Source organism: Methylocaldum gracile, from assembly GCF_053646815.1.
This window is the reverse complement of sequence record NZ_CM132196.1, coordinates 1,720,269-1,734,697: the sequence shown is the minus strand read 5'-3', so window position 1 is coordinate 1,734,697 and position 14,429 is coordinate 1,720,269. Positions and strand designations below refer to the sequence as shown.

Sequence of the window (14,429 nt, the reverse complement as noted above, 5' to 3'; positions counted from 1 at the left end):
CTGATGACAACAACTTTGTAAAGCGAAAGAGATTGCAGCCATCTCCTTGGCTCCATCTCCTTCCACAATCTGGATTGTTACGGGCGTGAAAAATGTAATAAGCTGTAGTATTCTCCGACTATACCGTTACATACGGTCATGGTCCATGGGATACGGACCGATTCATCCGTCCGGTCTCTCGTAACATCGTGTAGATGCGCATATGAAAAATGGATTTTTGGCTTTTGCGCTTACCCTTCACTTCGCCTTCTCGGTATCCGCTGCTCAGGCTCCCGCCTTATCGGTCGACTCATCGGCGTCCGTGCCTCCCGATTATATCGTCGGCGCCGGGGATGTTCTGGAGATCTCCGTCTGGAAAGAAGACGGGCTGACGAAGCAGACCTTGGTACGTCCCGATGGCGGAATTACCTTTCCTTTAATCGGTGAGTTGGCAGCGGGAGGTCTGACCGTCCGTCAGATCAAATCCGAAATCGCCAAAAGACTCTCCGAATTCTTTGCCGAGCCGGAAGTCAGTGTCGCTGTCATCAATTTGAACCACAAGATTTATGTGGTTGGCAGAGTCAACAAGCCCGGTGAATTCGTTACCCCGAATCAGGTTTCGGTCATGCAGGCGTTGTCGATGGCTGGCGGCCTGACGCCTTTTGCCGACGATGACGATATCAAGATCATACGCCGGATAGGCGAAAAGGAGGTGGCGTTACCCTTCGACTACGATGAAGTCGCCAATGGAAACGCGTTGGAGCAAGACATCCTGCTGCAAAGAGGAGACGTTGTAGTGGTTCCGTGATGTCGCACGAGTTATCCCTGTATCGATCGACGAAATTCCTGACGCTGCCGACTCGTTTGATTGGCTCTGACAGCCATGCATAACGCAAAACCGGTCAACGCCATAAGCAATAAAGGACGAGGAAACCCTCCACTCTACATCACGTGGATCATCGGATTACTTATCGCAACGGACGTCAATGCAGTGGAATATACCTTCCAAGCGGATGCCAACGTGGAAGAGGAGTACAACACCAATATCTTTCTCACACCCGGCCCACATACCGATGTCTGGGGCACGAAACTCGGCCTGAACACACAATTCTCAGCCGCTGAAGAAATATGGAAGCTCGACGGAAGTATCCGTCTCGACAATTATTTTTACGATCAAAAGGGCTTGAATACCCTGAATCAATTCGTTTCCTTGACCGGCAGTTATTTCGTCACCGAGCGTAGCCAATTCGCTCTTCGAGGCGATTACATCAGGGATTCGAGCCGAACTTCGTTCATTGAAACCAACGATCTGGTATTCGAGCAAGTCAGGAGAAACAGGCAAACGATTAACCCGTCGTGGACATATTATTTGAGCGAAGACACCCGGCTTGGTCTGAACTATCAATATGACAACACCGAATATCGGAACAAAGACAATACCGCCTTTCCTCATTATCAAATCCATTTCGGCTCGGTCGGTGTGGTTCATGAATACAGCGAATACTTAAAGATGAATGGTTCGTTCTCCTACACGAGCTATTCGGCACCGGAAAGCACGACTTTCATCCCAGGAACCTTGGATTTCCAAATATTCCGTGTTCCCGGAACATATGAAAATCGCACTGAAGAAATCATGATCGATTACGCCACGGCCATCGTCGGATTCTCCTATTCCATCGACGAAACATTCGACGTCAGCCTTGCCGCCGGCGGCCAATACAACAAGACCGAAGCCGGCTCCCGAACGATTTTCAGAACTGCGTTCGGTGATCCGATACTCGATGATGGTGAGCACATCAGCAGCAGCTCTTTGACTTATCTGATAGACGCGCGCGCAACCAAGCGCTTCGAAGTGGACGAACTGAACCTCGACTATGCGCACACGGTCAGCCCGAACATTTACGGGAACTTGATCGAGGCTGATACGGTCACGCTAACTGGAAAGCACAAATTTACGCCGACACTGACCGGCTCGGCTCAATTTTCTTACACGGACCGCAAGACAGCCGACCAGCGCAACGTAGAGCTCAATCGCCAACTTTTTCGTGCCAGGAGCGAACTGATCTGGAATTGGAGCGAAAATTGGTCAGCGATCGCGTCGTATCAGTACAGTCGACAGGAGATCGATGTCATCTCGAATATTCCCGAATCACACGCCGCTTATCTGACCATCCGCTATCGATGGGATAAGCTACAGTACTGACCGATAGCGAGGGAATCATGGAAGAAAAAGGACTTCACGACTACATGGCCGGGTTCAAGCGCAGCAAATCCCAATTTGCGGCAATTCTGACCGGCATCTTGTTTCTGACCCTCTTGCTCGCCGTCCTGCTTCCGCCGACTTACCGCTCCACCGCAACGATTCTGATCGAAGAACAGGAAATACCGCCCGAGTTGGTACGCTCGACCATCACGACCTATGCCACGCAGCGGCTGCAAATGATCAGCCAGCGGGTCATGACGCGCAGCAACCTGAACAAAATTATCGAGAAGTTCGACCTATACGCCGACGCGCGGCAACGGCTAACGGAAGAGGAAATCATCAAGCGAATGCGTGACGATATAGCACTGGACACGATCAGTGCCGACATTATCGACCCTCGTACCGGCAGGCCGTCTACCGCAACGATTGCCTTCACGCTGGCTTACGATAGCCGCAATCCGGATCTCGCCCAGCGCGTCGCCAACGAAATCACTTCGCTTTACCTGGAGGAAAACCTCAAGACTCGCACTCAAAGGACCGCTGAAACCTCGGATTTCCTCAAGGAAGAAACCAGGCAGATGGGGGATTATGTTTCGGTCTTGGAGAAAAAACTGGCCGACTTCAAGGAGCAGAACCTGAACAGCCTGCCCGAACAGAAACAAATCAATATCGAGCTCATGGATAGAACCGAGCGCGAATTAATGCAGATTGACAATGAAATTCTTTCCCTCGAAGATCGGAAATTCTATCTGGATGGCCAATTGGCCCAAATAAAACCCGATGTTCCGGTCATCTCTTCAACCGGAGAGCGCATTCTGAGCCCTCAGGACCGGTTGAAGAGTCTCAAGACGGAGTATTTGGCCATGGTAAGCCGCTATTCTGACAAACACCCCGACGTCGTCAAAGCTCGCTTGGAAATCGCTTCGCTCAAAATGGATGCAGGCGACTCGGACAGCGGGTTGGAAATGGCCAAGCATCTCGCCCAGCTGGACGGTCAGTTAGCGTCGCTCCGGGAAAAATATTCCGAAAATCACCCGGACATCGTCAATTTAAGAAAACAGATTTCCGCATTGGAGGCGGAACTGAGAAAGGCGCAAACGACCCGCGCAGTCCGGGACATTGCAGCCAGCCAGCCCGAAAATCCTGCCTACATTACGCTGCAAGCCCAGCGTGACGGCACTCTTCAGGATTTGCGGGTTCTGAGACAGCGGCGCGAGGAAGTCAAGGCAAAACTCGGCGCATACGAAAGCCGATTGCTGCAAAGCCCCAAAGTGGAACGGCAATACCTGGAGCTGTTCAGGGATTATGAAAATGCCACCGCCCGTTACCGCGAGCTGAGGGCCAAGGCGATGGAAGCCGAAGTGGCCGAGCAGCTCGAGAAAAAAAGCAAGGGTGAGCGGTTTTCCATTATCGAGCCTCCGCTGTTGCCCGAGAAACCGATCAAACCGAACCGGCCTGCGATTGCTTTTCTTGGCGTGATGCTGGCGATCGCGGGAGGATTCGGTTACGTGCTGCTGATTGAAAACATGGACAAGTCCATACGAGGAGCGAAATTGATAACGGGGCTGGCCGGCGGACCGCCGCTTGCCGTCATCCCCTACTTCGAAACCGATGAGGATATCTCACAGCAGCAGAAAATGAGGAGCGTCGGCATGTTGGCGGGCCTCGGTTTTATCCTGCTGATTTTGGCTCTGGTCCATTGGCTCTGGATACCGCTGGACGTCCTGTGGTTCAGGGGTTTACGCAAGATGGATTCGCTTTTAAGCTGAGCTTCTGAGATTCGGTTGCGCTGCAACCATCACCTGAATCGGCCGCTTTCGACACTGACGACGGATCGGCCGGTTCCCGAAACCAACCTAACCAGGGAAGGATATAACTATGGAAAGCATCGGTAGAGCATTCGGACAACAGCAGCACCAGGATTCCGCAGTGGCCAGCCCACAAATCCCCAAGGCGGATCTGGTTTCATTGGAAAACATCCAGTACACGCAAACCAGAACCGTAACGCTCTCGAGGGAGTTGCTGCGCCGCCAACGCGTTATCGCCGGCTATAGCCCCTGTGCCTTCGTGGACGCGTACAAAATCCTCCGTACCCGGGTCCTACATAAAATGCGCGAACAGGGCTGGAACACCCTGGCGATAACCAGCCCCGGGCCGGGCTGCGGAAAAAGTCTCACCGCCATCAACCTCGCGCTCAGCATCGCCCTCGAGGCTCACCAAACCGCACTGCTGGCCGATGCCAACCTCAGAGATCCCACCATTCATCGTTATCTGGGAATCGACCCGGTCGCGGGCTTAAGCGATCACTTGATGGACAACGTTCCCATATCGAAAATCCTGATCAATCCGAAAGGCATAGGCCGTTTTGTCATTCTGCCGGGGAAACGGCCGATATTTAATTCTTCGGAACTCGTTGCCTCGCCGAAAATGGCACAGCTGGTGAAAGAACTGAAGCAGCGCTATTCGTCGCGATTTGTCATATTCGACCTTCCCCACTTAGGAACGGCGGACGCGTTGTCTTTTACGCCTTATGTCGATGCCGTGGTATTAGTCGTTGAGGAAGGGAAAACGACGCAGGACGAACTCTCCCAAGCCATAGCGGCTCTTCAAGACACCGCGCTGGTCGGTCTGGTCTTGAATAAAGCGGAAAACGGCTCGGTGGAATAGTCGCCGAGACCAAAGCTTACGCCGGACTTTATATCCTTTGCCTTGGCTGGCGAGGGAGAGGAGTTTTTTGCCTAATGCTATTCAAGCAGTTTCTTGACGCTTACGGGTGCCAAAGTCGAATAGCTTCACGGGCCAATATCAACTTGACTTTTCCGGTTCCATTCTCCGGATCGTTAAACCGTTTCCGTCTCGGACGAGTTCGAAATGACTATTCGAATCGGCGGATCTGTGCACATTATTTCCGACCAGTGCGCAGCGATCTTTAAACTCGTCGAGCGATTTTCTCGCGAATATCTCGGATTCATAAGGCCCCATTACGCCTTCCCGCGTCAGAAAGAACCATTCGGTTCTCCCGGTTGTACTATTACGTTCCCAGAAGACACGATCAGCTTTATACATGGCTTAATTTTTCTACTGTCTAGCGTTACCAACAGGTCCAACCACGCGGCAACACCTAATTAGTTAGCAACTGATTCCAGCAGATGCTCGAGACATGGGCTGAAAAAATATAACATAAGCTCTTAACGCTCGTCTTATTATAAAAACGTCCGCATAGACGTGTCGCGGCAGTATTCTGCCAACTCCGAAAGGGCTGGATAGGTGTCTTTCAATTCATATTCCCGCAAGTCATTTACTTCGCCGGAAGGTCAATCGTAGCTCTTTTTCCTGGCGGCTGCGAGGAGCAAGAATACGCTCCGAATTTCCCGCTGACGCCGGAAGAAGCTTCTCGCTTATCCTGGTCCAATATAACAATACCTTTTCGGAGGCAGGTGTTATCAAATCGAGACAAAGAGCTTGTCGGCGGCGGAAAATTAACGGCTTACATCCTTGATACTACACTTTAGCCGTCACGCTCCGCCAAACCTGAGCTAGGGAGTTTTAATCCGCATGAATCGGCTGGTCCGAATTGCTAGAAACCCGTGGATACTAACCGTCACGGCAGCGCTCATGCTTTATGCGCTTGCCGGGTTTTCACTCGTCCCCTATCTCGTGCAGCGTTATGTTCCCAAAATCGCCGCCGAGCAGCTTAAGCGCGATGCTTCCGTCGGCAAAGTCGCCTTCAATCCGTTCACATTCACTTTCGAAGCCCAGGATTTCAACCTGAATGACTCGAATGGCCAATCCGTCTTTCGATTTGCCCGATTGTTCGTCAACTTCGAATTGGAAAGCATATTTCGGCGTGCGTGGACGCTTGCCGATTTCCGCCTTGAAGCCCCTTCACTGAGGGCGATAGTCGAACAAGACGGAAAACTCAATCTGGCCAAAATCGCCGAAGCCGCGCCAAAGTCCGAAGAACCCGAAAAGCCCGACGAGCCCCTGCCCCGCCTTCTGGTCAAGCATCTCGCATTGACGAGCGGTTCGGTGGAATACGCCGATTACTCGAAGGACGCCGACATAACGGAAACGGTGAGTCCGATCGATTTGGAGCTCAATACGCTCACGACCCTGCCGGAGAAAACCGGCACTTATGAACTCGCTTTCAAGCTTCCGGACGGCGGAACTCTCGAATGGCGGGGAAATCTTTCGCTGGAACCGATTCTTTCCGACGGCGACGTACGGCTCGACGCTTTCAACTTGGCGCTCCCCTGGAAATTCCTCCGGGACCGCCTCAATCTGGCCGAACCGTCCGGCCGGGCTGCGTTGTCGGCGCATTATCGGTATAGCCAGAGCCCCGAAAAGACCGATCTGTCGGTGACCAATCTGGGGCTGACGCTGTCAGGGCTCCGCTTCGCCATGCCCGATACGGCCGATCCGATCCTCGCTTTGGAGAAGATCGAAGCCGGTAATGCCAGTTTCGACCTGGCCAGCCGATCGCTTAACGTACCCTCCTTCATCATCCAGAACGGCCAGGTCAACGCATCGGTCGACGCAACCGGGTCGTTGAACTGGCAGAATCTGGTGAAAGAGGACGCGAACGGTACCGCTTCGAATCCGGCCGATCCGCCGCCCGACGCCGAGCCCGCCCCCCCCTGGAAGCTGGCGGTCGAAAATTTCAAGATCGCCGATGTCGGTCTCGCTTATGCCGATGCCAGCCGCCGGTCGCCTTATGTCGTTTCGGTCGACCGGTTCGGTCTCGATCTCAAGGCCACGGCCGAAGTCGGCGCGGGTACGCCCAAAGCAAATCTCGACGGGCTGACGGCCGTTCTGAACGGAATCGCCCTTACCGAACCTGATTCTTCCGATCCCTTGGCCGCTTGGGATCAGTTCGAACTGGCGGAAGGGCAAGTGGGCCTCGAAAAGCGCGAGGCAACCATTGGACGGGCCGCACTTAGAGGCGGCAAGGCTCAAGTCGTCCGCGACAAGACCGGTACCATTCATTTGGCCGAACTCTTCGCGCCTAAGTCGGGCGATACCGGCGCGGAAACGCCTGCTGCCGAAGCCCCTGCCGAATCCAAGGGACAGCCGTGGCACTTCGCGCTCAACACATTCACACTGGAGGGATTCGATCTCGGCGTCGTCGACCATAGCTTCTCTTCCGAAGTCGCCTACGATTTCGAGGACATCAATATCGGCCTCAAGAGCATCACCAACGATGGCGAGACACCGGTCGAGTTCGATACCAACCTCAAGGTCAAACAAGGTGGCGCGCTGAAGGCGACCGGCACCGCATCTCCCACGGGCGATCGGGCGGAAGCCAAGATTCAGGTCGACCGGGTAAACCTGAAGGCGCTGCACCCCGTGGTCGCCAAATTCGCTAAGCTCAAGCTCGAAAGCGGCGACTTGTCCACCGCCGTGGACGTGGATTTCACCCGGACTCCGAAAGGCCCGTCGGTCAAGAGCAAAGGCGTCCTCAGCGTCTTCGACCTTCTGTTGATCGAGACCGAAAGCCGAAAGCCTTTTCTGTCATGGAAGAAGCTTTCGGCAAACGAGATCGATTTTTCGCTCGAACCGAACCGTCTTTCGATCCAGGAAGTGCGAGTCGATCAGCCGGGATCGAAGATCACGATATTCGAGGACCGCTCGACGAATCTTGCCGCCATATTCAAGGAACAAAGTCCGAAGACTCCTGCGAAGAAAGCGCCCTCGCCCAAGACAACATCGAAGCAAGATTCGAAAAAACCGTTTCCGGTCACGGTGGAGCGCGTCCGCGTCAACGACGGTGTCGTCGACTTCAGCGATCTGAGCCTGGTCATTCCCTTTTCCACGCTCGTCCACGACTTCGACGGGACGATCACCGATATTTCGACGGCGGCTTCCGGCCGGACGCATCTGGCATTCACCGGGCGCGTCGATCAATTTGGATCGGTCAAGGTCGACGGTGCGCTGAATCCCATGCAGCAAAAAAAGTTCAGCGATATTACGGTGGTCTTCCGTAACGTCTCGATGACCTCTCTCTCGCCTTACAGCGCGACATTCGCCGGACGCAAAATACAATCCGGCAAGCTCGACCTCGATCTCGAGTACAAGATCGAAGACAGCATGCTGAAAAGCGAGAACAAGATCGTTTTGGACAATTTCACCTTGGGTGAACGCATCGAAAGCCCCAATGCCGTTTCCTTGCCGCTGGATCTCGCGGTAGCGGTACTTACCGACAGCCAAGGCCAAATCAACGTCTCGGTCCCCGTGGAAGGCGATGTGGACAGTCCCAAATTCCGCTACGGGAAAGTGGTTTGGGAGGCCTTCGTCACCGTACTGCAAAAAGCCGCAACCGCACCCTTTCGGATGATCGGTTCGGTGTTCGCGGGCGGCGAGGAACACCCCGACACGGTGCTGTTCGAGCCCGGCAGCGATGCCTTGCCGCCTCCGGAGCGGGAAAGGCTCAAAAAGGTCGCCGAAGCAATGGAAAAACGCCCCATGCTCAAGTTGACCATACACGGCCGGTTCGACCCCAAACGGGACGGCGAGGCGCTAAGATCGCTACACGTGCGGCAGGCCGTCGCGGAGAAACTGGATCTGGGTCTTAAACCTGGAGAAGATCCGGGACCTCTGGCGTTCACCAATGCCAAGACCCAGCGCGCTCTGGAAGACCTCACGATCGAGCGAGGAGGCCCCAAGGCGCTGGAAGAGCTTCAGGCCGCTTACGAAAAGAAGACCGGAAGGAAACCTCAGCGAGTCGGCAGAATATTGGCTCTTTTAGGCCGGGGTAGCGAGGACCAGGATTTCTATGAACGCCTGTTCGAGAATTTGGTGAATACCGCCGCCCCAATATCGACGTCCGAGCTCGAAGCTCTGGGAGATCGCCGGGCGAAAGCGATCCAGCAAGAGCTGATCGGCCTCCCCGGAGTCGATCGCACTCGTATCGGCATCGGAAAAGCCGAATCCACGTCGGACAACATCGACGGAAAAGTTCCGGCGCGGCTCGAACTGGGCGCGGTGGGCGGCTAAACGAAAATCGGGTGGAGGCGAGACAAATGAAGATGGCCGACGCCGCGCCTCAGAGACTGTTATGAATCGTCGTAGACGCGATAGCCGCATGGCCCGTGGCGACGCTGATCTGGTTGAGGGCGCTGACCACGTCGCCTGCCGCATATAAGCCCGGCACCGAAGTGCGGAGATGATCGTCGACGATGAGATGGCCTTCCGGGTCGCACTCCGCGCCGACCTGAACGGCCAGATCCGACCGAATCGCCGCGCCCAATGCGGAATACAAGGTATCAAAATTATGGGTCCGGCCGCTCTCCATTCGTATCGCTCCGATTTTTCCCTGCTCGAAGCACACCTCCTCGATAGGCTCTTCGATTACCCGGATTCGAGCGTTTCGCAGGATTTCCCGATCTTCGTAGGTGAGCGCCATATCCTTTCCAAGCGTCAGCAGGGTCAGATCACCGGTGTAGCACTTCAGAAACAGCGCCTCCTTGAGCCCCCCTTTTCCGAACCCGATCACCGCAACTTTTTTGTCGATAACCTCGTAGCCGTCGCAGATCGGACAATGCCTTATGTATCCGCTGCGAATCGCGTCCTTCAGGTTCGGCAGAACCGGCTCGATATCGACCACGCCGGTCGCGAGCAATACCGTCCGCGTCGTGAACCGGTCGTCGCCACAGCTTGCCGCAAACCCGCCTTCGATCTTTTCGATCCGAGTGATCAGACCGGAATCGATGCTCGCGCCGTATCGTACGGCTTGGGCACGAAACCGCATCAGCAGGTCGTTCCCTGAAATTCCGTCCGGGAAGCCCGGATAATTGTGCGAGATCGGAATCAGCGATGCCCGGCTGGAACCGGCATCAACGGTCTTGATCCTGCGGCGGAAGCGCGCGAGATAAATCGACGCCGTGAGGCCCGCGGGCCCCGCTCCTACGATCAGACAATCGAGTGCCGCATCGTCCATATCCGCCTCACGTGTGGTATATCCGCCGGTAGTCCGCGCCTCCGAGAGTGAGACTACCAACCGAACTCGGCCGTTCCTTGAGGGCGATTAGAGCGTTTTCATCTCGCTCGTACGGCAAAACAGGCCTGGCAGGAGTCGTTGGCGCCTTCGGCGACGGTAAATTGATTCAAGCATTCGTAGGTCGGCAATCCTTTGCCGACGAAGACGCTCGGCCGGGACGTGGTGTCGGAAAGGGATTCCCGACCTACTCGCGAGTGCCCGTACAGTAGGTATGAAAATGCTCTAAGTACATCCCAGAAAGTTTCGCGGAACGCGAGTGCAACACGTCGACAAAGGATTGCCGACGAATACTTCCGCGCAAAGCGATGTACTACGAACGTTTCGAAACCACGGCCGCATGACTTCAAGTCGCCCAGCGTGTTTCGACCCATCCAATCGAATCCCTGGCAATTCTGCGCAATGAGCGGTTCGTATGCCGTAGGACTTTCCTGAATGTACTTAGTCGCTTTGTCCCGCCCAGTTCCTCAAACGCGCCGCATCCAGCACTTCGACTGTTTTACCGTGAACCTGGATCATTCCGGCCTGCACCAATTGCTGCAGGATGCGGGAAAAGGTCTCCGGGCGCACCGAAAGGCGCGAAGCCAGCACCTGCTTAGGCGTTTCCCACTGCACGCTGTAGCACGTGCAGTTTTGGTCGGGCGCGGACCTGAGTAGGTATTGTGCGACCCGCATCGTGGCGTTCTGCAGCGTCAGCTCGTCGATTTCTTGCAGCAGTTGGTGAAGGCGCTGGCTCATACGGCCTAGCAGTCGAAAGCAGACGGCGGGCGAAGTCTGCAACACGGTCCGGAAGACTTTCATGTCGAATCCCCAAAGCTCGCTGGGAACAATTGCGCGGGCGCTTACCGGATAAAGATTGCCCTCCATGAACATCACCGCCTCGGCGAAAGACTGGCGGGGCTGAATGAGTTCGATGACCTTCTCCTCGCCCGCCGCCGAAAGACGGTAAAGCTGAATCGTCCCCGTTTCCAAGATATAGAAACGGCTAGCCCGTTGGCCGTGGCTGAAAAGCTCCTCTCCCGCCTCTAGCCAAACCGGAAGCGCGGCGGCGATCACCTGGGTCAATTGAGGTTCTTCCAGCTCGGCGAACAGCAGGTGCTTGTACAGCCAGTCGGGTACGGATTTCTTCATGCAAATCTCCCACGAAAAACCGCTTGATCTAGGTCAAGGAGAAACGAATGGGCGGTCGTTATGTTGTTCACCGTCCGAATCGATTTGACCGTCTATTCAAAGGAAAAAAGCCATGTTTTGTTATCAATGCGAACAAACCACCCGCACCGATTCCGGCAACGGCTGCGCCAGCGCCAAAGGCGTCTGCGGCAAAGATCAAGTCACTGCCGATCTACAAGACCTCTTGATTTACGGGATAAAAGGCATCGCCCAGTATGCCCGCCGCGCGCGTGCTTTCGGCATCTCCGACCGCGAGGCGGACGGGTTCATACTCTATGCCATGTTCACGACGCTGACCAACGTCAACTTCAACCCTGCCCGGTTCATCGCCATGATTCAGGAGGCCGCACGCCTGCGCGACCGAATCAAGGCTCGCTACGAAGAAGCCGCTCGGGATCGAGGCACTGCGCCGGAAGTTCTGGCCGGCCCCGCCGCCTGGCAGCCGGTAGACGACATGGACGGCTTGTTGATGCTGGCAGCATCGGCCGCCGTAACCGCCGGCCGCGAACAAGTGGGCGACGATATTATTGGCCTCAGAGCAATGATTCTTTACGGGCTCAAAGGAGTCGCCGCCTACGCCCACCATGCCCATGTGCTCGGCTACGAAAGCGATGAACTCTATGCCCGCTTCGAGGAAATCCTGGATTTTCTAGCCGGCGAACCCATCGACGCGGAAGCGCTCGTAAACCAGGCGCTAGCCGTCGGCCAACTGAATCTGAAAGCGCTGGAACTCTTGGACGCCGCCAACACCGGCAGTTTCGGGCATCCCGAACCGGCCAGCGTGCGGATGACGCCGGTCAAAGGCAAGGCGATCCTGGTCAGCGGCCACGACTTGAAAGACCTGGCAGCGCTGCTGGAACAAACCAAGGGCATGGGCATCAACGTCTACACCCACGGCGAACTGCTGCCGGCCCATGCTTATCCCAAGCTGCGCGCTTATCCTCATCTGGTCGGCAATTACGGTGGGGCCTGGCAGGACCAAACCCGCGAATTCGCCGAATTCCCGGGTGCGATCCTGATGACGTCCAATTGCCTGGTCGAGCCCCAACCCCGCTACCGGCAACGCATCTTCACCGCAGGCCCCGTGGGCTGGCCCGGCGTACGTCACATCGCCAACGGCGACTTCTCGCCGGTCATTCAAGCGGCCCTGGCTTTCCCCGGTTTTCAGGAAGATGCCCCGGAACAAACCATTACCGTGGGATTCGCCCGCAACACGGTGCTAGGCGTCGCCGACAAAGTCGTGGATGCCGTCAAGACCGGCGCCATCCGCCACTTCTTCCTGATCGGCGGATGCGACGGCGCAGTGCCGGGACGCAATTACTACACCGATCTGGCGGACCGCGTACCCGAGGACAGCGTCATTCTTACTCTAGGCTGCGGCAAGTACCGCTTCAACCGGCACGAATTCGGCGCTATCGGCGGGATTCCGCGCCTCCTGGACATCGGTCAGTGCAACGACGCCTATTCCGCCATTCAAATCGCGAGTGCCCTGGCCCAAGCCTTCAACTGCGGGGTGAACGATTTGCCGCTGTCCTTCATGGTGTCCTGGTTCGAACAAAAAGCCGTGGCCGTGCTCTTGACCCTGCTTTCGCTCGGCATTCGGGGCATCCGACTCGGACCGAGCCTGCCCGCATTTCTGACGCCTGCGCTCCTGGAGCAGCTATCGGCACGCTTCGACCTGAAACCGATCACTACTGCCGAAGCGGACATCGAGGCAGCGCTTCACCGGGCAGCCTGAACGTTTGAAGAAAGGGCTTATTCCATTCAGCATTCGAATGGACATTAATCGTAGGATGGGTAGAGCGAAGCGAAACCCATCGATGGTGGGTTAGCCCCTCGGCTCCGCGTAACCCACCGATTCGAGGTCGCTCGGTGGGTTACGCCCTCACGGCCTAACCCACCCTACAGCCCGCTCCCATCGATTTGCTCTCAGGGCGATCACGACTTTCCATTGGAGAACCCATGACCAACCACGTCATAACGCTCACCACCCGCGACGGGCAGCAGGTTCGTTTCACCTGCGAAACCGAACAGAATCTTCTCGCCGCCGCCGAGGAGGAAGGCATCGTACTTCCATCCTTGTGCCGGGACGGCGGCTGCGGCGCCTGTCTCTGTACCCGCGTCGACGGCGATTACCATCTGGACAGCTATAATCCGCAGGCGCTGCCCCCGGACGCCGCGGCTCGCGGCGACCTGCTGCTGTGCCGGGCCCATCCGCAAAGCGACCTTTCGCTCGAAGCGCCTTACGATTTCGACCGCATCCGCTTCGAAGCGCTGGCGAGCCGCCCCGCCGAAATCGTCGAGTTGGCGCCCATTGCCGAAAACACCGTACGCCTGCTGCTCCGGCTGCAGCCGGACAGCAGCGGCGGACAGGCCGCGGAATTCGAACCGGGGCAGTACATGAGTCTGGAAATTCCCGATTCCGGCATCAGCCGCGCCTACTCCATCGCCAATACATCCAACTGGACCGGAGAGCTGGAGTTTCTGATCCGGCTGCAGCCGGGCGGAACATTCTCCACCTATCTGGAGCGGGAGGCGAAGACCGGCCAGCGCATCGACGTGCGCGGCCCCAGCGGCCATTTCGTGCTGCAGGCGCAGAGCCTACGGCCTCGCTATTTCGTCGGGGGCGGCACCGGCTTGGCGCCTTTGCTTTCCATGCTGCGCCATATGGCCGAGTTGCAGGAACCGCAACCGGCGCGGCTCTATTTCGGCGTCAATCGCGAAGCCGAATTGTTCTGCCTGGACACGCTTCGGGAACTCACCGAGGCTCTGCCTCGGCTTAAAATCGAGCTTTGCGTGTGGCATCCGGAGCCGTCATGGGCCGGATTTCGCGGCACCCCGGTCGATGCGCTACGGCGCGACCTCGAACAAGGCGGACCGGCGCCGGATCTTTATCTGTGCGGCCCGCCCGCGCTAATCGATGCTGCGGCGGAGACGGCGCGCGCTTTCGGAATCTCCGATGAACACATCTTCAGCGAGAGGTTCTTGCCTTCGAACTGAAGAGCCGGTCCACTCGCGGAATCGACCTTCCCATCGTTCGCGCGAGGCGATATCGATTACTCACTCCCCCAGGTCTAATCGAAC

General features: G+C 56.3%; 9 protein-coding genes. 7 read left to right on the top strand and 2 right to left on the bottom strand.

Going from position 1 to position 14,429, the window contains the following annotated elements:
• Window positions 1–202 precede the first annotated feature (202 nt).
• From ACWJJK_RS07655 to ACWJJK_RS07635, 5 genes are all read left to right on the top strand, one after another.
• A complete protein-coding gene (locus ACWJJK_RS07655) occupies window positions 203–787 on the top strand; it encodes a polysaccharide biosynthesis/export family protein (protein ID WP_454128829.1) in 585 nt (194 codons plus the stop codon).
• Between the two features lie 75 nt (window positions 788–862).
• Entirely contained in the window at window positions 863–2,182 is a 1,320-nt protein-coding gene (locus tag ACWJJK_RS07650) for a hypothetical protein (protein WP_454128828.1), read from the top strand.
• 17 nt (window positions 2,183–2,199) lie between these two features.
• Complete coding sequence (locus ACWJJK_RS07645; RefSeq protein ID WP_454128827.1) at window positions 2,200–3,951, top strand: GumC family protein; 1,752 nt, start codon at window positions 2,200–2,202, stop codon at window positions 3,949–3,951.
• A gap of 109 nt (window positions 3,952–4,060) precedes the next feature.
• Complete coding sequence (locus ACWJJK_RS07640; RefSeq protein WP_077732214.1) at window positions 4,061–4,849, top strand: CpsD/CapB family tyrosine-protein kinase; 789 nt, start codon at window positions 4,061–4,063, stop codon at window positions 4,847–4,849.
• A gap of 888 nt (window positions 4,850–5,737) precedes the next feature.
• A complete protein-coding gene (locus ACWJJK_RS07635) occupies window positions 5,738–9,175 on the top strand; it encodes a DUF748 domain-containing protein (protein ID WP_077732213.1) in 3,438 nt (1,145 codons plus the stop codon).
• Window positions 9,176–9,224: 49 nt separating this feature from the next.
• Here ACWJJK_RS07635 and ACWJJK_RS07630 read toward each other — a convergent pair whose 3' ends face one another.
• Window positions 9,225–10,118: an NAD(P)/FAD-dependent oxidoreductase gene (locus ACWJJK_RS07630; RefSeq protein WP_454128826.1), complete on the bottom strand. Its 894-nt coding sequence runs from the start codon at window positions 10,116–10,118 to the stop codon at window positions 9,225–9,227.
• Window positions 10,119–10,616: 498 nt separating this feature from the next.
• Window positions 10,617–11,306, bottom strand: a complete 690-nt coding sequence (locus ACWJJK_RS07625) for a Crp/Fnr family transcriptional regulator (RefSeq protein WP_156881610.1) — start codon at window positions 11,304–11,306, stop codon at window positions 10,617–10,619.
• Window positions 11,307–11,418: 112 nt separating this feature from the next.
• Between ACWJJK_RS07625 and hcp the strand changes: the two genes are divergently transcribed.
• Both hcp and mmoC read left to right on the top strand, forming a co-directional pair.
• Window positions 11,419–13,083, top strand: coding sequence for a hydroxylamine reductase (hcp, locus tag ACWJJK_RS07620; RefSeq protein WP_454128825.1), 1,665 nt, complete (start codon window positions 11,419–11,421; stop codon window positions 13,081–13,083).
• Between the two features lie 224 nt (window positions 13,084–13,307).
• Window positions 13,308–14,345, top strand: coding sequence for an aromatic/alkene monooxygenase hydroxylase FAD-binding subunit MmoC (mmoC, locus tag ACWJJK_RS07615; RefSeq protein ID WP_077732208.1), 1,038 nt, complete (start codon window positions 13,308–13,310; stop codon window positions 14,343–14,345).
• Window positions 14,346–14,429: the final 84 nt, after the last annotated feature.

What these genes read in the sequence shown, in the direction of transcription:
- ACWJJK_RS07655 (WP_454128829.1), top strand. Translation starts at nt 203, where the DNA reads ATGAAAAATGGATTTTTGGCTTTTGCGCTTACCCTTCACTTCGCCTTC.
- ACWJJK_RS07650 (WP_454128828.1), top strand. Translation starts at nt 863, where the DNA reads ATGCATAACGCAAAACCGGTCAACGCCATAAGCAATAAAGGACGAGGA.
- ACWJJK_RS07645 (WP_454128827.1), top strand. Translation starts at nt 2,200, where the DNA reads ATGGAAGAAAAAGGACTTCACGACTACATGGCCGGGTTCAAGCGCAGC.
- ACWJJK_RS07640 (WP_077732214.1), top strand. Translation starts at nt 4,061, where the DNA reads ATGGAAAGCATCGGTAGAGCATTCGGACAACAGCAGCACCAGGATTCC.
- ACWJJK_RS07635 (WP_077732213.1), top strand. Translation starts at nt 5,738, where the DNA reads ATGAATCGGCTGGTCCGAATTGCTAGAAACCCGTGGATACTAACCGTC.
- ACWJJK_RS07630 (WP_454128826.1), bottom strand. Translation starts at nt 10,118, where the DNA reads ATGGACGATGCGGCACTCGATTGTCTGATCGTAGGAGCGGGGCCCGCG.
- ACWJJK_RS07625 (WP_156881610.1), bottom strand. Translation starts at nt 11,306, where the DNA reads ATGAAGAAATCCGTACCCGACTGGCTGTACAAGCACCTGCTGTTCGCC.
- hcp (WP_454128825.1), top strand. Translation starts at nt 11,419, where the DNA reads ATGTTTTGTTATCAATGCGAACAAACCACCCGCACCGATTCCGGCAAC.
- mmoC (WP_077732208.1), top strand. Translation starts at nt 13,308, where the DNA reads ATGACCAACCACGTCATAACGCTCACCACCCGCGACGGGCAGCAGGTT.